Source organism: Loktanella sp. M215 (assembly GCF_021735925.1).
Classification (GTDB): domain Bacteria; phylum Pseudomonadota; class Alphaproteobacteria; order Rhodobacterales; family Rhodobacteraceae; genus Loktanella.
The window spans coordinates 2,930,503-2,950,294 of the sequence record NZ_WMEA01000001.1; the positions used below are offsets into that span (position 1 = coordinate 2,930,503).

Here is a 19,792-nt window from a genome sequence, read left to right on the forward strand (position 1 = left end):
ATATGAAAACCTTTACCGCTACCCCGGCGGATATCGACAAGAAGTGGATCATCGTCGACGCTGAAGGCGTCGTCCTTGGTCGTCTTGCGTCGATCATCGCCATGCGTCTGCGCGGCAAGCACAAGCCGTCCTTCACGCCGCACATGGACATGGGCGACAATGTCATCGTGATCAACGCTGAAAAAGTGCAGATCACCGGCAACAAGCGCGAAGAAAAGAACTACTGGCACACCGGCCACCCCGGCGGCATCAAGTTCCGCACCACCGGCGAGATCCTGGATGGCAAGCACCCCGAGCGGGTCGTCATGCAGGCCGTCAAGCGGATGCTGCCCGGCGGCAAGCTGTCCCGTCAGCAGATGACGCACCTGCGCGTCTTTGCGGGCGACCAGCATGGCATGGAAGCCCAGAAGCCCGAAGTTCTGGACGTCGCGTCCATGAACAAGAAGAACACGAGGACCGCATAATGGCCGATCAGATCAACTCTCTCGAAGAGCTTGGCGGCGCTGTGACTGCCGACATCGGCGGCGTGCAGGGCACCGAGACCGAAATGGCCCCGCGCGAGCCCGTCCGTGACAGCCTTGGCCGTGCCTATGCGACCGGCAAGCGCAAGGACGCGGTCGCCCGCGTCTGGATCAAGCCGGGTTCCGGCAAGGTCACCGTGAACGGCAAGCCGATCGACGATTACTTCAGCCGTCCCGTGCTGCAGATGATCCTCAAGCAGCCGTTCCAGATTGCCGGCGTCGTCGGTCAGTTCGACGTGATGGCGACGGTCGCCGGCGGCGGCCTGTCCGGTCAGGCCGGTGCGGTCAAGCACGGTGTTTCCAAGGCGCTGCAGCTTTATGATCCGACCCTGCGCGCGGCCCTGAAGGCTGCTGGCTTCCTGACGCGCGACAGCCGCGTGGTCGAGCGTAAGAAGTACGGCAAGGCGAAAGCCCGTAAGAGCTTCCAGTTCTCGAAGCGTTAAGTTTCAGAGACGGATTTTTGAAAAGGGCGGCCTCGTGGGCCGCCCTTTTTCGTGTTGGCCGGCGCCTTAGCCAGCGGTCTTTGATTCTTTCGCAGCCTGCGTCAGATCGTCCCGCAACCGGCGGTTCTGTTCCGCGCTGCCGACGCGGGACCGCGCGATCGCCCAGAAGATCACGCCGGCGATGGTCCAGCCGCCGACGATCAGCCACTCCGCCTTCCAGATCAGGGCGGACGGCATGCCGGGCAGGTAAAGCACGCCGAGTGCCGCCGAAAGGATGACCGCCGCCCAGCCCACGACGCGGCCGTAGGGCACAAGGTAGGGGCGCGGCATGTCAGGTTCCTTGCGGCGCAGGATCAGGAACGACACGGCGACAAGGCCGTAGGCGATCACGATGCCAAAGCCGCCGGCGTCCACCAGCCAGACCAGCGCGCTGCGGCCCAGAAAGGGGGCCAGCGCCGACAATGCGCCGATCAGCAGGATCGCGTTGACCGGCGTGCGGTGTTCCGGGTGCAGTTTGGCCAGAAAGCTGGGCAGCATGCCGGAATGTGCCATGGCATAGATCGCGCGGCTGCCGCCCACGAAGAAGGCGTTCCAGCTGGTCAGGATGCCGCACAGCCCCGCCAGCACCAGCGCCGTGCCACCCCATCCGGCGTTGACCACGGCGCTGAGCGCATCTGCCGGGGCCAGTTCGGTATTTTCCAGCGCGGAGCCGTCCAGCATCAGCGACACCGCGACGATAATCAGGATATACCAGACCACGGCCAGCAGCACCGACAACAACAGCACCTTGCCGATGGCGTTGGGTGACAAATCAATCTCCTCGGCCGCCTGCGGGATCACGTCGAAGCCGACCAGCAGGAAGGGGATCATCACCAGAACCGCCATCCAGCCGCCGAAGCCGTCGACAAACAGAGGCTGCGTGTGCGCGACCTCTCCGGTGAAGACGCTGCCGATGATCAGCAGCAGACCGACGAGGGCGAGGGCGAAGACGAAGATCTTTTGCAGCGCCGCACTGAACGAAATCCCGCGGTAATTCACCCAGGTCATGAACACGGCGCCGGCCACACCGGTCAGCGCCCAGGTCAGCTTTACGTCCCAGCCCGCGATGGTCCACAGATGACCCACGGCGTAGTTCGGCACGATGTAGTCAAGGACGGTCGGCAGGGCCACGGCCTCGAACGCGACGACGGTCACATAGCCCAGGATGATCGCCCAGGTGCAGATGAACGACCCCGCGACGCCCAGCGCGCGGTAGCTGTAGATGTGCTCGCCCCCCGTCATCGGCATGGCAGCGCAGAGTTCGGCATAGGTGAGCGAGATCAGAAAGACCGCAAAACCGCCGCCTATAAAGGCCAGCGACGCCCCGACGGTGCCGCCGACCCGCAATTGTTCGCCTGCCAGCACCACCCAGCCCCAGCCGACCATGGCGCCGAAGGCCAATGCGAGGATATCCCAGCGTCCCAGAATGCGTTTGAATTGAGCATTATCCGACATGTCTTCTCCGATATGACCTTGAACAGAACCGGGGTTGACGTCCCGGCGGGTGATCTTGATCGGAGTGTGATCAGGCGCAGAGTAAACGCTTGACGGCCTGTTTTTGCCTGAACGTTAAAAGCAGATCAGTGTTTTTTACAACCTTATGGCGATTTTAATGGAAAAGGGGACGCCATATCAGCGTCCCCCGCCCCACATCAGCCCGTCAGGTCGAGGGATTGCGGCTCGTGGTAAGGGCAGCCGTTCACCCGCGCGCGGTAGTCGGCAGAGGTGCGATAGCTGTCCTTGCGCGCGCGGTTCACGGACCCCAGTGGCTGGTGCGCTGCAAGGCCGGTCCAGGGCGAAAACCGCATCCCCTCGTCCACCGTATCGGCGCGCGCCTCTGACCAGCCGGTCTGCGGGTCTGCCGTCAGGGTGGCGACGGTGACGAAGGGGCTGGCCTGCTCGTCCCAGACGACCGTGGCATCCTCGATCGGCATGGTCTTCAGATCGCGGCACAGTTGCACGCGCAGGTGCCAGACCATCGGGCCTTTCTGCGCGTCCCTTGCCACCTCTTCGCGGATCGCGTCGTGCCGGTCAGAGGCGTCGATGATCTCTCCGGTCAGGTCGCGCAGGGTGTCGGACGATGGTGCCAGCGAGAATTTCGCGATGTAGTCGCCAAAGCGGTAGGGGGTCTGCGAATAATAAGTCTCGCCCAGCGGATGCACGTTCGGCGCGCCGCCCATCAGTTCTACCGTGGCACTCTCGGTCCCGACGGCGTGCAGCGCCTTGTTGACGCCGCGCAGCACGGCAGAGGCGGCTTTCTTGGCCCATTCCACCCGGTCGGTGGTCTTGGCCAGCAGCTTCAGGCTGCCAAGGAAGGCCTTTGGATCGGGTGCGGCGAACGCGGGGCCGTTGATCATCACGAAATCCTGGCAGTTGCCTTCGCTGCCGGTCAGTCGCGGACCCTCCACCTTCAGCACCTTCAGCGCGAGGCCGCGGGGCAGGGAGATCTTGTCGTGCAGGATGTCCCCGGGATTGGTCGAGATTCGCAGCACGGCGGGGTGCGCGCCGGGGGTGGCGAACAGCCCCTGGGCATAGTCCGTCGGCAGGTCTGGCATGATATTCAGCGTGCCCTGAATGATCCCGTGGCTTTTCGCATGGACCGACCGGATCGCATGGCCGCCGTTTTCCGACGTGATATCCATGATGTCGGTCAGCGTGTCCTTCAGACCTGCGATCGTCTCGGTTTCATCCTCCATCAGGGTTTCAACCGAAGGGCTATATGTGACAGGGTTTTGCACGGGTGATCCTTGTGAAGCGTTGCTGGATCATCAACGTGACGCACGGGCCCCGGTTCCGCCGGACGATTCCCCATTGATCTTTTTCTGCAACAGCGAAACGATTGGTCTTATGGCGATTCTCACCAATATGACACAGGATCAGGGGCGCAGCATCAAGCTGCTGGGCCTGCCGTTCACCTATGCGCTGCTGCTGCTGGCGATCCCGCTGGGGGCCATCATGCTGTTCAGCTTTTGGACGCAGGATTTCATGACCGTCGACACGACGTTCACGACCAAGAATTATCAGGAAATCTGGAACAGCCCGATGTACGGCCAACTGCTGGGCCGGTCGCTGATGGTGTCTGGCATCGTGACGGCGGTGACCGTCCTGCTGGCCTATCCGGTAGCCTATTTCATCAGCTTTCACGTCAAGCCCAGCAAGAAAAGCCTCTGGCTGTTCCTGATCACGATTCCCTTCTGGACCAGCTACCTGATCCGCGTGTTCCTGTGGAAGGTGATCCTTGGCTACAACGGCGTCATCAACTCCGGCCTGCTGGAGCTTGGGATCATCAACGAACCGCTGACCTTCATCCTTTATAACGTAAACGCCGTCATCATCACGCTGGCCCACGCCTTTGCCCCCTTCGCGATCCTGCCGATCTTCGTCGTGCTGGAAAAGATCGACCGGTCGCTGCTGGAAGCGAGCCAGGACCTGGGCGAGAGCAAGTTCGCCACCTTCCTGCGCGTCACCCTGCCGCTGTCGATGCCCGGCGTCGTGGGGGCGGTGCTGATCGTCTTCATCCCGACCATCGGCGACTACGTGACGCCAGAGTTGATGGGCGGTGCCGGCGGCAAGCTGATCGCCAACATGATCCAGACCCAGTTTTTGCAGCTGAACAATGCGCCGCTGGGGGCGGCGCTGGCCATCGTGGCGATGATCTGCGTGACCGCCATTTCGTTGATCTTCGTGTTCCTGAACCGCAAATATCTGCGGGGCCGGTCATGAAGCTGCGCATTTACGCTATCGCCTACCTGATCTTCCTTTATGCGCCGATCGTGCTGCTGCCGATCTTTGCCTTCAACGATGCGACGATCATCGCCTTTCCGCTCTCGGGCTTCACGACGCATTGGTTCACAGAGCTGACGCAGAACGGTGCGCTGCACGCGGCCGTGAAGAACTCCTTGATCATCGCGGCTTGCACGGCGATCTTTGCGACGATCCTTGGCCTGTGCGCGGCGCGCGCCGGCGCCATGCCAACCTTTCCCGGCAAGAAGGGGATCACCGGTTTCATCATGCTGCCGCTGGTCCTGCCCGAGATCATCATCGCCGTCTCGCTGCTGGTGATCCTGCGACAGGTGCTGGGCCTTTCCTTAGGCAACTGGACGATCATCCTCGCACACGTGCTGATCTGCACGCCATTTTCCATCGCGATCCTGAACGGCGCCTTCGGCGCGCTGGACCCCGCGATGGAGGAAGCGGCGCTGGACTTGGGCGAGACGCGGTGGAGCGCCTTCCGCCTGGTCACCCTGCCGCTGGTGATGCCGGGCATCATCTCTTCGATGCTGATCGCCTTCACGATCAGCCTTGATGAGTTCATCATCGCCTTTTTCCTTACCGGATCGAACCCGACGATGCCCGTCTACATCTGGGGCCTGCTGCGGTTTCCGTCGTCACTGCCGGTCATCATGGCGCTGGGGACGATCCTTGTGGCGCTGTCCATCGTGCTGCTGACCATTGCCGAAATTTTCCGCCGGCGGGGCGTGCGACGCTCCGGCGGCACCGATACCGGGGGCTTCCTTTGACCGACCTGATCAAGCTGCGCGGCGTGCAGAAATACTATGGCGACTACCACGCCCTGCGCGACATCAACCTGACGATCCGGGCGGGAGAGTTCTTTTCCCTGCTGGGCCCGTCCGGTTGTGGCAAGACCACGCTGCTGCGCGTCATCGCGGGGTTCGAGGGCGTGTCGGACGGGTCGGTGATGATTTCCGACAAGGACATGAAGGACGTGCCGCCGAACCAGCGCCCGACCAACATGGTGTTCCAGTCCTACGCGATCTTTCCGCACCTGACCGTCGCCGAAAACGTGGCCTTCGGTCTGCGCAAATCGAAGATGAGCAAGACCGAAAAAGACGATGCCGTGGCCGAGGCGCTGAAGATGGTCGGCCTTGACGGTTACGGCAAGCGCGCGGCGCATGCGCTGTCGGGTGGTCAGCGGCAGCGTGTGGCGCTGGCCCGGGCGCTGATCCTGAAGCCCAAGGTGCTGCTGCTGGACGAACCGCTGAGCGCCTTGGACAAGAAAATGCGTGAACACATGCAGGTGGAGTTGATCCGCCTGCAACGCGCCGTCGGCATCACCTTCATCCTCGTGACCCACGATCAGGAAGAGGCGTTGGTCATGTCAGACCGCATCGCCGTCATGTTCGCGGGAGAGATCGGCCAGATGGACGATCCCGAAACGCTCTACCGTCGCCCGAAATCACGCCGCGTGGCGGAATTCATCGGCAAGATGAACTTTTTGCCCGCCACGGTGACATCCGTGGGCGAAACCATCGGCCTCGACATTGCAGGCTTTGGCAAGACCGAAGTGCCGCAGGCGCAGGCGCCGGAAGGTGCCACGCCGGGCGAAGCTGCGGTGGGTATCCGGCCGGAAACGCTCGCGATCCTTTTCGACGGTGAAACCGCCAGCCGCCATGAAGCACCCGCCATCGTGGACGAGGTCGTCTATTACGGTGACATGACCTATTACGACGTCCGCGTGAAGGACGTGCCGGAACCGTTGACGATTGCTATGAAAAACCTGATCGGCCGCCCGGTGCTGGACGTCGGCGTCAGCACCCGCATCGCCTGGGACGAGCGGGCGCTGGTCGTCTTCTAGAACGGGATCGCATACCGGATCGAGGCGACTTCCAGCCCCGGATTGGTCCGGTTGGTATCGGCGTTCGACCGGTGGTCATAGGCCACGGTCAGCGTCGCGCCGTTGTCGAAGGCATAGCCGACGCCGACGCTGGATCTGAACTGCAGATTGCCGCCAAGGTCCGAATCAGCGCCCGCCGCATAGAGGCCCGGCATCAGGCTGGTCTCGAAGAACACAGGCCCCGGCAGCAGACGCGTCGACGTCCACTTGGCGCCGATCCCGACCCATGTTGCGCCGTTTTCCGTGATCGAGGCGCCCATCGTCGGCTGGAACGGCCCGGCCCGGTACCCAAGGTCGTAGCCAAGGTAGACTTCGGCGCCCAGATCATTCTCGTCCAGCTGGGCCTGTCCCAGTTGGAACGACAGCCGCGCTGGCGCGTCCTTGCGGGCCACGCACCCGGTCTTGCAGTCGTGAAGCCCCATATCCGTCAGGCTGGTGATCACGAAGATCGCGGCAAGGGTTCCGTTCATGGGCGTGGCTCCTGTGGGGCGGTTCGGCCTGTTGTGCGTCTTCGTCGCACGACTGGCAAGGCGCGATCCGCGGGATGCGCGGCGCCTCTGGCGGGCGTTTTCCAGGTCAGATAAACGGGAGGCGTCACGCGTCGGGCGGCAGGATGCCCAACCCGCGCAGGTAGATGCCGATGCCGGTTTCCAGCAGATCGTCGGGGGGATAGGGGCTTTTGGTGCCGGGGCTGCCGCGCTGGAACAGTTCCACCACGCCATGCGACAGCGCCCAGATGTGGGCGGCGAACATCTGCGGCGGCGGTCTGCGGTTCGGGGGAATGTGCTGGGACAACTTGTCCGCCGCATGTTCCAGCACGCCCAACCCGCGGGTCGCTGCGGCGTTCAGCGCCGATGACCGGTTGATCGAGATGCCGCTTTCGAACATTGCGACGTAATGGCCGGGTTTTTCACGGGCAAAGTCGAGGTAAGCCGCACCCGTCGCCAGAAATGCCCGCAGATCAGAGGGTTGACCGTCGGCATAGGCCGCCTCCATCCGGTCGGCAAAGATCGTGTAGCCCTGCAGGGCGGCCTCTGCGATCAGGTCCTCGCGGCCTTGAAAGTGTCGATAGACCGCAGCCGGCGTGACGCCGGCATCCCGTGCCGCCTCTGACAGGGAAAAGCCGGTGGGGCCGCGTTCCTCGATCAGGTTCAGACAGGATTCGACCAGCGCTTGCGCCAGATTGCCGTGGTGATAGCCGCGTTTAACCATGACGCGGGACGGGGTCTCCGGCAATTTTTGGGTCGGTCGTGCCGATGGTGTCGTTGGACTTGCCGGCATAGGACAGGGGAGTCAGCACGGCGCGGATCGCGTTTACCCGCGCGCGGCGCTTGTCGTCGGCGCGAATCACGGTCCAGGGGGCGGCCTTGGTATGGGTGCGCGCCAGAGTCTCCTCGATGGCGGCGGTATAGGCGTCCCATTTACCCAACCCGTCGACGTCGATCTGGCTTAGCTTCCACTGCTTTAGCGGATCGCTTTCGCGGTCAAGGAAGCGTCGCAACTGCGTGGCCCGACCCACGTTCAGCCAGAGCTTGAAGAGCTGGATGCCGTCATCGACTAGCATGGCCTCGAAGGCCGTGACCTGTCTGAACCAGATCTCGCGTTCTTCCGGTGTGCAGAAGCCGAAGACATGTTCGACAACGCCGCGGTTGTACCAGCTGCGGTCAAAGAAAACGACTTCACCTGCGGCTGGCAAATGCCTGATATAGCGCTGGAAGTACCATTCCGTGGCTTCCGTCTCCGTCGGCTTCGACAGGGCCACGACGCGGGCGTGGCGGGGGTTCATGTTCTCGCGGAAGCGCGCGATGGTGCCGCCCTTGCCGGCGGCATCGCGGCCTTCGAACACGACGACGATGCGCTGGCCGTCCCCCTGCGCTGCAGCTTGCAGCTTGGCGAGTTCGATCTGCAACTTCGCCAGCGCGTCCGCGTAGGGTTTGCGGCCCCACTTTTCATCGTAGGGAAAATCGGGGTTCAGGATCTCGCCCCGCTTGGCGTTGCGGATCGTGTCGCGCACGGACGGCGTGGCGTGCTGTTCGAAATAGCGGCTGATGCCGCCATCAAAGGGCTTCTTCATCCTGACCTCCGGCGTTTGCAACACTATGGGCGGGGGCCGGGATCAGCGCAATCCGGCGCGCGACGCCGCACGGTCGATGGCGGCGATGGCCGCTTGCGGGTCGACGTGGTGCGGCATGTGGCCGACACCCTCCATCCGCGTCAGATGAGCGGAGGGCACGAGCTGGATCACTTTTTCCGAATGGATCTGGATCGGCACGGTGGTGTCCGCCGTGCCGTGCAGGATCTCGATCGGCAGGGTCAATTCCGGATAGCGCTTTGCCATCTCGACTGCGTGGGGGCGCAGGGTGTTGACCTGCCGCACGTTGGCGCGGAAGGTCTCTGGCCGCAGGGCCAGCGGCGCGCCGATATATTCGGCGTAGCCTTCCGGTGCCACCTGCGGCGCAAAGGTGCCTTCGATCACATCCTCGACCTTGGATGTCGGCACGAAGGCCGAGATCAGCGGGATCGTCACGGCGCCACCAAACGCGCTGCCGTTGATCTGGTAATAAGGACCGAGCTCTCCTGGCCAGGGCATGGCGACGCCGGCAAAAGAGACCATGGCAGAGGCGTTTACAGGGCTGTCCTCATCCAATCCCATCACCGCCCATTCATAGGCCACGATGCCGCCAAAGCTGTGGCCGACGACAATCGGGTGGGTGACTCCGAGTTGCCCCGCTGCCTGACGCAGCATCGTGGCCTGCTGCAATGGGCTTTCGCCTGCGGTGGCAAGCGGACCGTCGGCGATGCCCGGATAGCGGTCGGTATAGCCAAGGCCGGGCCGGTCGAAGGCGGTGACGCGGTAATGATCGGTCAGCCTGTCGAACAGGTCGAACTTGAAATCCCGCAGGTTGCCGCCCGCGCCGTGAATCAGCACGACGTCAGGCCCTTCGCCCGCCTGAATGTAATGCACCCGAGCGCCGCCATCGACGGTGACGAATTTGCCGATGGGCGGAAACTCCCGTTCCGCCTGCTGTGTGCGGTAGGTCGTGGTGCAGCCGGTCAGGACTGCAGCCACGCCAAGGGTCAGGATGGAAACGGTGACGGTTCTACGTGCCAATTTCATTCAAATCATACTTCGTGGTCTGGTAAATCTCGTTGATCCAATTGCCATATAGAAGGTGCGCGTGACTTCTCCACCGGTTTTGCGGCGGATTCGCGGGATCGTCATCGGGATAGTAGTTGCAGGGCACGTTGATCGGCGTGCCAGAGGCCACGTCGCGGTCATATTCCTGCTTCAGCGTGCCGCTGTCGTATTCGAAGTGGTTGAAGACATAAAGCGCGCGGTGGGATGGATCCTCGACCAGACAGGGGCCCGATTCGGCGCTGGTGATCAGCGTGTTCAGCGTCGGATGGGCGTCGATCTCGGCCTGCTTCATCTCGGTCCAGCGGCTGACGGGCACCACGATGTCGTCGGAAAACCCGCGCAGGTAGGGCGAAGCGGGGGCCATCACCGTATGGCGGAAACAGCCGAAGGCCTTGGCGTCCAGCAGGTGCTTTTCCACGCCGTGCAGGTAGTTGATCATCGCCATGCCGCCCCAGCAGACGCCGAAGGTCGACTGCACATGGGTCTGGGTCCAGTCAAAGACCTGCTTCAACTCGTCCCAGTACGTCACCTCCTCGAACGGCATATGCTCGATCGGCGCGCCGGTGATGATCAGGCCGTCGAACTTCTCGCCGCTGGCCAGAACGTCAGAGAAGGGGCGATAGAATTCCTCCATATGCTCGGCCGCGGTGTTGCGGGTCTGGTGTTCGGACATGCGGATCAGGCTGAACTCGATCTGCAGAGGGGTCGCACCGATCAGGCGGGCGAACTGGTTTTCGGTCTGGATCTTCTTGGGCATCAGGTTCAGCAGCGCGATCCGCAGGGGGCGGATGTCCTGACGGTCGGCGGCATCCTCTGCCATGACCATGACCCCTTCGCGCGACAGCACGGCATAGGCGGGCAGGGTGGATGGCAGTTTGATGGGCATGGGCGTGTTCCTTGCAGGCGGGGCTGACAGATAGGCGCGTCAGCTGCGCATCTCAACCCGGGTCAGCGCGCCTGCGACAAGGGCGTCGAAATCGGCAGCGGTGCGGATCGCGCCGATCTCGGTGGCGGGGATGGTCAGACCCCAGCGGTCGGCCATGGCGCGATAGCGTGGTTGGCGGTGGGCGAGGGCGCGGGCATAGGTCCAGCGGATGAAGGCATCGGGATCGACCTCCGCCTCGGTGCAGTCGTGGCCGGCGAGGTAGGCGGTCCAGGCGTCCAGCAGGAAACCGGGCTGGTAGGACATCGGCTTTGGCGCCGCATCGAACCGGCGCACCAGTTCGGCGGTATGCGCGTCGGTGCCTTCGATCCAGATCATCAGGGCGCGCGCGGCCAGGTGCTGCATCACCGCATCGTCGGGATCGTCCGGATCGACCCATTCGCAGATCGACCCGCCGGTGTCGCAGACGAAATGCGGATAACCATAAAGCGACGCCGCGCGGTCGATGAAATGTCCGGTGTCCAGCAGGGCCGCGACCTCGGCCCGGCGGAACTGGTCCTGACGGCGGGTGTATTCGGCCAAAGGCAGGCCGCCCCTGTCAGGGCTGCCGGGCTTGCCAAGGTAGGTCGAGACAGGGTCGAGGTTGTCGAAGGTGATGTTGGACCCGATGTAGATGCTGTCCGACAGCAGCAGGTCGCGCAGGAACGGCACCTTCATCGCCTCGGCCTTGGCGTTGTCGGCGATCAACTCGCCCATGTAGCGGGTGCCGATGCGGTAATCGACCGAGTAGTGGAACCAGTCGCCGGTGCGGCGCAGCAGGCTGGCAACATGAGTCTTGCCCAGCCCGGACATGCCAAAGAACAGGACGCGTTTCTGCGGGGCGGCAAGCCAGTCGGCGGGAGAGCTGTAAATCATGAACCAGAGGAGTAGGGTCAAGGCCGGGGAAATTCCAGACCATTTCACGATGATTGTCGCGGATGGACCGATCTGCGCCATTTCAGTCGCGACCGCAAGGCACGGGGCGATGCACCTTGCCGCCGCTTGCGAACGACGTGTCACATCTTCTTGGTTCTCGGGCGCCGCTGGTATATACTATAACGTGTGCCGGCCGAACCGCCGGGCATCACGTCCATATTCATGCGAGCCCTGTGTTTCAGGGGCCGGACCGTCGCGCCGCACCTTTGTCGGGCGCAGGACGGCAAGACCCTGCGGCCATGGCCCGTGTGGTGCTGACCGGGCGTTCATGCGTTCAAGGTCAGTCACAGCCCACACGAAAGGGAAGCGCACATGGATTTTCTGCTCTATCGAAGCAAGGCCCTCGTCCCAACGCCGTCAGAGGCCGTCCGAGAGATCGTGTCGCTGTCCGTCATCAGGAACGCCGCGACGGATCTTACGGGTTTCCTGCACGCCGAGGATGGCATGTTCATACAATACCTCGAAGGGCCGTCATTGGCGCTTTGGGCCTTGTACGATCACCTGCATCACGACGCGCGTCACCGCAATCTGACACTGCTCGCCGAAGGCACAATCAAGCGCCGACGTTTTCACGACTGGCGCATGGGTTATTCGGCCCGCTCGGTCATGTGTTTTGCGGATTTCCTGAATGACATCTACGGTCGCAGTCGGCCCGAAGACGCGAACGGGAATGAAGCCCTGATCTTCTTGATGGCGGTGTGCCAGCGCATTGACCTTGGCATCTGCGAACAGCCGTAAGGGGCGGCGATCGCGGCGTCAGTGCCCGCGCCAGATCCAGCCGCCGCCCAGCACGCGGGTGCTGGCGGGGTCATAGAACACGCAGGCCTGCCCGGGGCTGACGCCTTCTTCGGCGGCCAGCAGCTCGACCTCCGCCTCGGTGTCGGAAATCGGGCGCAGGATCGCCTCGGTCGGCGGCTTGGTGGATCGCACCTTGACCGCGATCTGGCGCGTTCCACCCGCAAGGAAACCGCCGTCGCCCAGCCAGTTGATCTCTCGCAGGGGGACACGGCGGGTGGCGAGCATCGCCTTCGGGCCGACGACGACCTGCCGCGCTTCAACGTCCAGCTTGACCACATAAAGCGGATCGACGAGGCCGCCGATGCCCAGACCCCGGCGCTGGCCGATGGTGTAGTGGATGACGCCGTCATGGTGGCCCAGCACGTGACCTTCGTTATCCACGATATCGCCGGGGACAGCGGCACCGGGGCGCAGTTTCTTGATCACGGCCGCATAATCGCCGTTCGGCACAAAGCAGATGTCCTGACTGTCGGGCTTGTCAGCCACGGTCAGCCCGAATTGCGCGGCCAGCGCCCGGGTTTCGGCCTTGGTCGACAGATGGCCCAGCGGAAAGCGCAGATAATCCAGCTGCTCTTCGGTGGTCGAGAACAGGAAATAGCTTTGGTCGCGTTGCGAATCGGCAGCGGCGTGCAGTTCCGCGCCGGCCGCGCCCATCTTGCGCTGGATATAATGCCCCGTTGCCATGCAGTCGGCGTCCAGATCTTTTGCGGTGGCCAACAGGTCCTTGAACTTTACCCGTTCGTTGCAGCGGATGCAGGGCACGGGGGTGGCACCACCCAGATAGCTGTCGGCGAATTCGTCGATCACCGCCTCGCGAAAGGTGTTTTCGTAATCCAGCACGTAATGCGGAAAGCCCATGGTTTCGGCCACACGCGCGGCGTCCTGAATGTCGCGGCCTGCACAGCAGGCGCCCTTTTTCGCCAGCGCCGCACCATGATCGTAAAGCTGCAGCGTCACACCGACGACATCGTAACCTTCGCTGGCCAGCTGCGCCGCCACCACAGAACTGTCCACGCCGCCGGACATCGCCACGACGACGCGGGTCTGGGCAGGCGGCTTTGCAAAACCAAGCGAATTCAAAGGGTGATCGAGGGACATCATGCACCGTCAGATGGGATTTGAGGCAATATAAACGAAAATGCCCGATATACCTATGGCCGGCTGCTTACCAGTCTTTAAAGGATTTCGACGACCAATCGGCATGGGGACGCCGGAAAGAGGGTTGAGCATGTTTTTGAAAAAGATCGATGGACCGCGGTCCGTGACCCTTCCGGATGGCACCGTCATGACCCGTGCCGACCTGCCGCCCGCGCGGACCCGCCGCTGGGTCGCATCGCGCAAGGGGGCTGTGGTGATGGCCGTGCTGCACGGGTTGTTGCCGCGCGCAACCGCGCTGGACACGTATGGCTTGTCAGAGGACGAATTCGCCGAGTGGGAAACTGCCGTCCGGCTGCATGGACAAGAGGCCTTGAAAACCACGGCGCTGCAACGCTACAGACAACCTAAGGGTGATTGATCACATTTCGATATCGTGGTAACGGAGAGTTAACGTTTCCCGGCGAGATTGTGTTTATCAACATTTAGCGGAGTAGCCCGATGCGTGTATTGCTGGTCGAAGACGATCCCACAACCTCTAAAAGCATCGAGCTGATGTTAAGTCATGCGAACCTGAACGTCTATTCGACCGACATGGGCGAAGAAGGGATCGATCTGGCAAAGCTTTATGATTACGATCTGATCCTGCTGGATCTGAATTTGCCGGACATGAATGGCCACGAGGTCCTGCGGCAATTGCGCCTGGCCCGCATCGACACGCCGATCCTGATCCTGTCCGGCGAGGACGATACCGAAAACAAGCTCAAGGGCTTCGGTTTCGGGGCCGATGATTACCTGACAAAGCCGTTCCACCGCGAAGAACTGGTCGCCCGGATCCATGCCATTATTCGCCGCTCCAAGGGGCATGCCCAATCCATCATCAAGACTGGCGGCATTGCCGTCAATCTGGACGCCAAGACGGTCGAGGTGGACGGCAATTCCGTGCATCTGACGGGTAAGGAATACCAGATGCTGGAACTCCTCAGCCTGCGCAAAGGGACGACGCTGACCAAGGAAATGTTCCTCAACCATCTTTACGGCGGCATGGACGAACCCGAATTGAAGATCATCGACGTCTTCATCTGCAAGTTGCGCAAGAAACTGTCAGAAGCGACGGGCGGTGACAATTTCATCGAAACGGTCTGGGGCCGGGGCTACGTGCTGCGCGACCCGGAAGTGCAGACCGGTAAGGCCCGCATCGCCATCGGCGCCTGATCTGCATGCGGCCCTATGCGGGCCGCATGGATTTGCTGCCGCCGGTCAACGCCCTCAATTTGAATTGAACGCGGCGCGCCTGCGCCGAAGAAACCGTCGCAAAGCCGGTGCGATCGTCGGGTCGTCTGCCACGCGGGCGACCGGGGATACGATATCAAGTCCTTTCAGACGCGCGGCGATGCTGGACCTTGGCTGGACGCGGCTCTAAATTACGATCAACCCGCTTTGACGGGACGACCGAACCAAAGGCTGCGCGATGAACATGACCTGCGACCGCAACGATCTGACGGACACTGGGCCGGCGGTCCATCATCAGCGCAAGGGACCGCACGCCGGATCGCCATGGATTGCAGACGGCATGCGTCCCGTCTCGCGAACCGCGTCAGGCCACTGCGTGCGATTAAGAGGATGCTTTGCATTCTTGACGGCGGTATGCCTGTGACCGATCCGCGCGACGACATCCCGTCACTGACTCGGCAGGCGGCGGCAGATGAACTCGCGTCACTGGCTGATGCGATCAATGCTGCGAACACGGCCTACCACAGGGACGATGCGCCAACGCTTTCTGACGCGGAGTATGACCGGTTGAAGCGGCGTAACACGGCATTGGAAGCCGCATTTCCCGATCTCAAACGGGCGGATTCGCCCACAGACCGGGTCGGCGGCGATGTGGCGGACGGCTTTGGCAAGATTACCCACGCGCAGCGCATGATGTCCTTGGCGAACGCATTTACAGCCGAGGATATCGTCGATTTCGACGCGGGTATCCGGCGCTACCTCGGGCTGACCGGCGATGCCCCGCTGTCCTACACGGCCGAACCCAAGATCGACGGCCTGTCCCTGTCCCTGCGATACGAGGATGGCGCGTTGGTGCAGGCCGCGACCCGGGGCGACGGGGCCGTCGGCGAAAACGTCACCGCCAACGCCCTCACCATCGCCACGATCCCGCAGCATCTGACCGACGCCCCGCAGGTGCTGGAGGTGCGCGGTGAGGTCTACATGCGCCACGCCGATTTCGCCGCCCTCAACGCGCGGCAAGAGGACGCAGGCCTGCGCCCCTTTGCCAATCCGCGCAACGCGGCCGCCGGATCGCTGCGCCAGCTTGATTCCGCGATCACCGCCGCGCGTCCGCTGCACTTCTTCGCCTACGCCTGGGGAGAGGTGTCGGAACCGCTGGCCGAGACCCAAAGCGGTGCGATCGCCCGCCTGTCCGCGCTGGGGTTCGACACGAACCCGCTGACGGAGGTCTGCAAGACGACGGAGGCGCTGATCATGCATTACGACCGGATCGCAGCCGACCGCGCCGCCTTGGGCTACGACATTGATGGCGTCGTCTACAAGGTCGACGATCTGGCGTTGCAACGGCGGCTGGGGTTCCGGTCCTCGACTCCCCGCTGGGCCATCGCGCACAAGTTCCCGGCCGAACGCGCCTGGACGCAGCTTGCGGGTATCGACATTCAGGTCGGGCGCACCGGTGCGCTGTCGCCGGTGGCGCGGTTGATGCCGGTCACGGTGGGTGGCGTCGTCGTCTCGAACGCGACGCTGCACAACGAAGACTATATCGCCGGGCGCAGCAGCGACGGGACGCCGATCCGCGACGGGCGCGACATCCGCATCGGCGACTGGGTTGAGATCTATCGCGCCGGCGACGTCATCCCCAAGATCCGCGACGTGGACCTGTCGCGCCGTCCAAGCGACGCGCAGCCCTATGATTTCCCGACACTTTGTCCCGATTGCGGATCTGCCGCGGTGCGCGACGACGGCGATTCCGTACGCCGCTGCACGGGCGGTCTGATCTGTCCAGCGCAAGCGCTTGAAAAGCTGCGGCATTTCGTCAGTCGCGCGGCCTTCGACATAGAGGGGTTGGGCGCAAAACAGGTCGAATACTTCTTCGGCGACGAGACGCTGCCAATCCGGCAACCCGCCGACATCTTCACCCTGCAGGCCCGCGACGACAAGGCCGTTGCCAAGCTGGAAAACCGTGACGGCTTCGGTCGGACCAGCGTCAAGAACCTCTTCCAAGCGATTGACGAGAAAAGGACGATCCCCCTCAACCGGTTGCTCTTCGCCCTCGGGATCCGCCACGTGGGCGAAGTTGCCTCCGCCGACCTCGCACGGCATTTCGGAATGTGGGAGGCACTTGTCGCCGTCGTCGATGCTGCAGGCCCTGCCGCGAGCGCCCACCGTGCCGCCGATGCGGCAGAGGCTGCCGCGCGTGCCGCCGCCGCCGATGCGGGCAAGCGCGCCAGCCTGAAACCCGTCCGCGATGCCGCCTGGGCCGACGTGCCACCGGACGCCGTGGCAGCCTGGGACGAACTCACCGGGATCGAGGGGATCGGCGCGACCGTGGCCGTCTCGCTCGTCACAACGTTTCAGCAGACGGCCGAGCGCGCCTCGATCGACCGGCTGGTCGCGCAGTTGAACGTGCAGGCGGTCGCAGCGCCCACGCAGACAGACAGCCCGGTGGCCGGCAAGACCATCGTCTTTACCGGCACGCTGGAACGCACGACCCGCGCCGAGGCGAAGGCGCGGGCCGAGGCGCTTGGCGCCAAGGTGGCCGGATCGGTCAGCGCCAAGACGAACCTGCTGGTCGCGGGGCCGGGCGCCGGGTCGAAGGCGACGAAAGCCGCCGAACTGGGGGTCGAGATCATCGACGAAGACGCCTGGATCGCCCTGATCGGCGAGGCATGACCGGCAGGCCTGAAATCCTGTTCCCGCTGTTCGCGGGGCTGACGCAACTGCCCGGCATCGGCGCGCGGACAGAGGCGCTTTTGGCGCAGATGGGCGTGACGCGCCCGCGCGATCTGTTACTGACGCTGCCGCAGGGCGGTGTCGACCGGCACCGCCGCGCCTCGATTCGCGAGGTCGTGGCACCCGCCGTCGTCACGGTCGAAGTGACGGTCGGACCGCACCAGCCGCCCACGGTGAAGGGACGCCCTTACCGCATCGTCGTCACGGACGCCGAGACTACGTTCCAGCTGATCTTCTTCCACGCCAAGGGCGATTACCTGCAGAAATTGCTGCCGACCGGGCAGCGTCGCGTCGTCTCTGGCCGGATCGAACTTTTCGACGGCATCGGCCAGATGGCGCATCCTGACCACATCCTGCCGGTGGCCGAGGCAGAGGCCATTCCGGCCTTCGAGCCGGTCTATCCGCTGACCGCAGGCATAACGCAAAAGCTGATGTTTCGCGCGACGCGGGGTGCGCTGGACCTCGCGCCGGATCTGGCCGAGTGGATCGATGGGCCACTTCAGGCACGCGAAGGCTGGCCCGGCTGGCGCGCGGCGCTGCTGGCAGCGCATGCGCCCGGGGCCACGACCGATCTGTCGCCGCTGGCGCCCGCGCGGGTGCGGCTGGCCTACGATGAATTCTTCGCCCATCAGGTGACGCTGGCCTTGGCGCGGTCGACGCAGCGGCGCAAGGCGGGCCGGGCGACCAAGGGCACGGGTGCGCTGCAAACCCGCGTCCTGCAAGCCTTGCCCTACAGCCCCACGGCGGCGCAGACCCGTGCGGTGTCCGAAATCGCCGCCGATCTGGCGGCCCCCCACCGCATGAACCGCCTGTTGCAGGGCGACGTGGGTGCCGGCAAGACGCTGGTCGCGCTGATGGCGCTGCTGGTCGCGGTCGAAGCGGGCGGGCAGGGCGTGATGATGGCGCCCACGGAAATCCTCGCGCGCCAGCATCTGGACGGGTTGCGCCCGCTGGCCGCCGATGCGGGTGTCGTGCTCGATATCCTCACCGGCCGCGACAAGGGGCGCGAGCGTGAGGCGAAACTGGCCGCCCTTGCGGCCGGAGAGATCCAGATCCTCGTCGGCACCCATGCCGTGTTCCAGAAGGACGTCGTCTTTCACGACCTGCGGCTGGCGGTGATCGACGAACAGCACCGTTTTGGCGTGGCCCAGCGGATGGAACTGGGCGCCAAGGGGCGCGCCGTCGACGTGCTGGTGATGACCGCGACGCCGATCCCACGCTCGCTCAGCCTCGCGCAATATGGCGAGATGGACCTGAGCGTGCTGGATGAAAAGCCGCCCGGCCGCACCCCCGTCACCACCGCCCTGATCAGCACGGACCGCATGGACGAGGTGATCGCCAAACTGCGCGGCGCGGTGGCCGACGGGCGGCAGGCCTACTGGGTCTGCCCGCTGGTCGAGGAGAGCGAGACCGTCGACATGACCGCCGCGGAACAGCGTTTCAAGCTGTTGCGCGCGGCTTTGGGAGAGGGTGTCGTCGGTCTGGTGCATGGTCAGATGCCGCCGGCAGAGAAGGACGCGGCGATGGCGCGCTTCGTCGCGGGACAGACCAAGGTGCTGGTCGCCACGACGGTCATCGAGGTCGGGGTCAACGTCCCCAATGCCTCGATCATGGTGATCGAACGGGCCGAGAGTTTCGGGCTTGCGCAGCTACATCAGTTGCGCGGTCGCGTCGGGCGCGGGGCCGCGGCCTCGACCTGTTTGCTGCTTTATCAGACTCCGATGAGCGAGACGGCGCAGCGGCGGCTGGCGATCCTGCGCGAAACCGAGGACGGGTTCCGCATCGCAGAGGAGGATCTGGCGATCCGGGGGGCCGGCGACATGATCGGGACCGCGCAATCCGGCCTGCCACGGTTCCGAATCGCGGACCTCGAACGGCAGGGCGCGCTGATGGCGCTGGCGCAATCGGACGCGCGCAAGCTGTTGCACGACGATCCAGACCTGACCAGCGACCGGGGCCGGGCGGCCCGCGTGCTGCTGTGGCTGATGGAACAGGATCGCGCGATCCGTTTGATTTCAGTGGGTTGATCCCTTCGGTAACTTTTTGTTCACGAATGTTCTTAAAAAGTTCTTTACAGGTGGTTAATGAAATGAGAACAAAGAGGCAACAGAAGTTAACCAGAGGAGAGACCCCATGGCCAAGGACATCAAGACCGCGATCCACCGCAGCCGAGAGACCCTTTTGGCCGACGCGATCGGGGTCGCATCACTGGTTGTCATGCTGTTCGTCGGGTTGTCGTTGCCTGCGATGATCTGACCTGCCTCGCATCCCGGCGATCCCGGCGCGCCACCTGTCCCA

General features: G+C 63.6%; 20 protein-coding genes. 11 read left to right on the forward strand and 9 right to left on the reverse strand.

Features of this window, described 5'->3' with window-relative positions:
• The first annotated feature begins 2 nt into the window (after positions 1-2).
• Together rplM and rpsI are read left to right on the forward strand one after the other, a co-directional pair.
• Positions 3-464, forward strand: coding sequence for a 50S ribosomal protein L13 (gene rplM, locus GLR48_RS14455; RefSeq protein ID WP_237062463.1), 462 nt, complete (start codon positions 3-5; stop codon positions 462-464).
• The gene (gene rpsI / locus GLR48_RS14460; RefSeq protein ID WP_237062465.1) at positions 464-964 is read left to right on the forward strand and encodes a 30S ribosomal protein S9; all 501 of its coding nucleotides are present in this window, start codon (positions 464-466) and stop codon (positions 962-964) included. Before rplM ends, rpsI begins: the two co-directional genes overlap by 1 nt.
• A gap of 66 nt (positions 965-1,030) precedes the next feature.
• Here rpsI and GLR48_RS14465 read toward each other — a convergent pair whose 3' ends face one another.
• Together GLR48_RS14465 and GLR48_RS14470 are read right to left on the reverse strand one after the other, a co-directional pair.
• Positions 1,031-2,458 (reverse strand): APC family permease, encoded by a 1,428-nt coding sequence (locus GLR48_RS14465; RefSeq protein ID WP_237062467.1) that lies wholly within the window; start codon positions 2,456-2,458, stop codon positions 1,031-1,033.
• A gap of 197 nt (positions 2,459-2,655) precedes the next feature.
• Positions 2,656-3,741 (reverse strand): catalase family protein, encoded by a 1,086-nt coding sequence (locus GLR48_RS14470; RefSeq protein WP_237062469.1) that lies wholly within the window; start codon positions 3,739-3,741, stop codon positions 2,656-2,658.
• 109 nt (positions 3,742-3,850) lie between these two features.
• Between GLR48_RS14470 and GLR48_RS14475 the strand changes: the two genes are divergently transcribed.
• From GLR48_RS14475 to GLR48_RS14485, 3 genes are read left to right on the forward strand one after another with little or no spacing between them, the layout of a single operon-like run.
• Positions 3,851-4,726, forward strand: coding sequence for an ABC transporter permease (locus GLR48_RS14475; RefSeq protein WP_237062471.1), 876 nt, complete (start codon positions 3,851-3,853; stop codon positions 4,724-4,726).
• A complete protein-coding gene (locus GLR48_RS14480; RefSeq protein WP_237062473.1) occupies positions 4,723-5,523 on the forward strand; it encodes an ABC transporter permease in 801 nt (266 codons plus the stop codon). The genes GLR48_RS14475 and GLR48_RS14480 overlap by 4 nt, the downstream gene beginning before the upstream one ends.
• Positions 5,520-6,599 carry an ABC transporter ATP-binding protein gene (locus tag GLR48_RS14485; protein WP_237062474.1) on the forward strand — a complete coding sequence of 360 codons (1,080 nt, stop codon included), beginning with the start codon at positions 5,520-5,522 and terminating at the stop codon, positions 6,597-6,599. The genes GLR48_RS14480 and GLR48_RS14485 overlap by 4 nt, the downstream gene beginning before the upstream one ends.
• Here GLR48_RS14485 and GLR48_RS14490 read toward each other — a convergent pair.
• The 6 genes from GLR48_RS14490 to GLR48_RS14515 all read right to left on the reverse strand — a co-directional run bounded on the left by GLR48_RS14490 (position 6,596) and on the right by GLR48_RS14515 (position 11,575).
• On the reverse strand, positions 6,596-7,108 hold the full coding sequence (locus GLR48_RS14490; RefSeq protein ID WP_237062476.1) for an acyloxyacyl hydrolase: 513 nt from the start codon (positions 7,106-7,108) through the stop codon (positions 6,596-6,598). The two genes, GLR48_RS14485 and GLR48_RS14490, sit on opposite strands and share 4 nt — an antisense overlap.
• A 124-nt stretch (positions 7,109-7,232) precedes the next feature.
• Positions 7,233-7,850 carry a TetR/AcrR family transcriptional regulator gene (locus tag GLR48_RS14495; protein WP_237062478.1) on the reverse strand — a complete coding sequence of 206 codons (618 nt, stop codon included), beginning with the start codon at positions 7,848-7,850 and terminating at the stop codon, positions 7,233-7,235.
• Positions 7,843-8,712: a polyphosphate kinase 2 gene (ppk2, locus tag GLR48_RS14500; protein WP_237062480.1), complete on the reverse strand. Its 870-nt coding sequence runs from the start codon at positions 8,710-8,712 to the stop codon at positions 7,843-7,845. The genes GLR48_RS14495 and ppk2 overlap by 8 nt, the downstream gene beginning before the upstream one ends.
• Before the next feature lie 42 nt (positions 8,713-8,754).
• A complete protein-coding gene (locus GLR48_RS14505) occupies positions 8,755-9,756 on the reverse strand; it encodes an alpha/beta fold hydrolase (RefSeq protein WP_237062482.1) in 1,002 nt (333 codons plus the stop codon).
• Positions 9,740-10,663: a homoserine O-acetyltransferase MetA gene (metA, locus tag GLR48_RS14510; protein ID WP_237062483.1), complete on the reverse strand. Its 924-nt coding sequence runs from the start codon at positions 10,661-10,663 to the stop codon at positions 9,740-9,742. The genes GLR48_RS14505 and metA overlap by 17 nt, the downstream gene beginning before the upstream one ends.
• Before the next feature lie 39 nt (positions 10,664-10,702).
• Complete coding sequence (locus GLR48_RS14515; RefSeq protein ID WP_237064561.1) at positions 10,703-11,575, reverse strand: ATPase; 873 nt, start codon at positions 11,573-11,575, stop codon at positions 10,703-10,705.
• 372 nt (positions 11,576-11,947) lie between these two features.
• On the opposite strand from GLR48_RS14515, the gene GLR48_RS14520 reads away from it, so the two are divergent.
• Entirely contained in the window at positions 11,948-12,373 is a 426-nt protein-coding gene (locus GLR48_RS14520; RefSeq protein ID WP_237062485.1) for a BLUF domain-containing protein, read from the forward strand.
• A gap of 18 nt (positions 12,374-12,391) precedes the next feature.
• On the opposite strand, the gene mnmA is transcribed toward GLR48_RS14520, so the two are convergent.
• Entirely contained in the window at positions 12,392-13,531 is a 1,140-nt protein-coding gene (gene mnmA, locus GLR48_RS14525) for a tRNA 2-thiouridine(34) synthase MnmA (protein WP_237062487.1), read from the reverse strand.
• Between the two features lie 130 nt (positions 13,532-13,661).
• Here mnmA and sciP point away from each other — a divergent pair, with 130 nt between their 5' ends.
• The 5 genes from sciP (at position 13,662) to GLR48_RS25695 (ending at position 19,750) form a co-directional block, all read left to right on the forward strand.
• Positions 13,662-13,949, forward strand: coding sequence for a CtrA inhibitor SciP (gene sciP / locus GLR48_RS14530; RefSeq protein WP_237062489.1), 288 nt, complete (start codon positions 13,662-13,664; stop codon positions 13,947-13,949).
• Positions 13,950-14,029: 80 nt separating this feature from the next.
• The gene (gene ctrA / locus GLR48_RS14535) at positions 14,030-14,743 is read left to right on the forward strand and encodes a response regulator transcription factor CtrA (protein ID WP_237062490.1); all 714 of its coding nucleotides are present in this window, start codon (positions 14,030-14,032) and stop codon (positions 14,741-14,743) included.
• Positions 14,744-15,175: 432 nt separating this feature from the next.
• Complete coding sequence (gene ligA / locus GLR48_RS14540; protein WP_442915800.1) at positions 15,176-17,434, forward strand: NAD-dependent DNA ligase LigA; 2,259 nt, start codon at positions 15,176-15,178, stop codon at positions 17,432-17,434.
• Positions 17,431-19,521 carry an ATP-dependent DNA helicase RecG gene (recG, locus tag GLR48_RS14545; RefSeq protein ID WP_237062492.1) on the forward strand — a complete coding sequence of 697 codons (2,091 nt, stop codon included), beginning with the start codon at positions 17,431-17,433 and terminating at the stop codon, positions 19,519-19,521. The genes ligA and recG overlap by 4 nt, the downstream gene beginning before the upstream one ends.
• A 106-nt stretch (positions 19,522-19,627) precedes the next feature.
• Positions 19,628-19,750 (forward strand): hypothetical protein, encoded by a 123-nt coding sequence (locus tag GLR48_RS25695; RefSeq protein WP_272911416.1) that lies wholly within the window; start codon positions 19,628-19,630, stop codon positions 19,748-19,750.
• Positions 19,751-19,792: the final 42 nt, after the last annotated feature.

Bases quoted from the DNA above. Each gene is read 5' to 3' on its own strand.
- GLR48_RS14480 (WP_237062473.1), top strand. From the start codon at position 4,723: ATGAAGCTGCGCATTTACGCTATCGCCTACCTGATCTTCCTTTATGCG.
- ligA (WP_442915800.1), top strand. From the start codon at position 15,176: ATGCCTGTGACCGATCCGCGCGACGACATCCCGTCACTGACTCGGCAG.
- ppk2 (WP_237062480.1), bottom strand. From the start codon at position 8,712: ATGAAGAAGCCCTTTGATGGCGGCATCAGCCGCTATTTCGAACAGCAC.
- GLR48_RS14515 (WP_237064561.1), bottom strand. From the start codon at position 11,575: ATGATTTACAGCTCTCCCGCCGACTGGCTTGCCGCCCCGCAGAAACGC.
- GLR48_RS14475 (WP_237062471.1), top strand. From the start codon at position 3,851: ATGGCGATTCTCACCAATATGACACAGGATCAGGGGCGCAGCATCAAG.
- GLR48_RS25695 (WP_272911416.1), top strand. From the start codon at position 19,628: ATGGCCAAGGACATCAAGACCGCGATCCACCGCAGCCGAGAGACCCTT.
- mnmA (WP_237062487.1), bottom strand. From the start codon at position 13,531: ATGTCCCTCGATCACCCTTTGAATTCGCTTGGTTTTGCAAAGCCGCCT.
- ctrA (WP_237062490.1), top strand. From the start codon at position 14,030: ATGCGTGTATTGCTGGTCGAAGACGATCCCACAACCTCTAAAAGCATC.
- sciP (WP_237062489.1), top strand. From the start codon at position 13,662: ATGTTTTTGAAAAAGATCGATGGACCGCGGTCCGTGACCCTTCCGGAT.
- GLR48_RS14490 (WP_237062476.1), bottom strand. From the start codon at position 7,108: ATGAACGGAACCCTTGCCGCGATCTTCGTGATCACCAGCCTGACGGAT.
- GLR48_RS14465 (WP_237062467.1), bottom strand. From the start codon at position 2,458: ATGTCGGATAATGCTCAATTCAAACGCATTCTGGGACGCTGGGATATC.
- GLR48_RS14520 (WP_237062485.1), top strand. From the start codon at position 11,948: ATGGATTTTCTGCTCTATCGAAGCAAGGCCCTCGTCCCAACGCCGTCA.
- rpsI (WP_237062465.1), top strand. From the start codon at position 464: ATGGCCGATCAGATCAACTCTCTCGAAGAGCTTGGCGGCGCTGTGACT.
- rplM (WP_237062463.1), top strand. From the start codon at position 3: ATGAAAACCTTTACCGCTACCCCGGCGGATATCGACAAGAAGTGGATC.
- metA (WP_237062483.1), bottom strand. From the start codon at position 10,663: ATGCCCATCAAACTGCCATCCACCCTGCCCGCCTATGCCGTGCTGTCG.
- recG (WP_237062492.1), top strand. From the start codon at position 17,431: ATGACCGGCAGGCCTGAAATCCTGTTCCCGCTGTTCGCGGGGCTGACG.
- GLR48_RS14495 (WP_237062478.1), bottom strand. From the start codon at position 7,850: ATGGTTAAACGCGGCTATCACCACGGCAATCTGGCGCAAGCGCTGGTC.
- GLR48_RS14505 (WP_237062482.1), bottom strand. From the start codon at position 9,756: ATGAAATTGGCACGTAGAACCGTCACCGTTTCCATCCTGACCCTTGGC.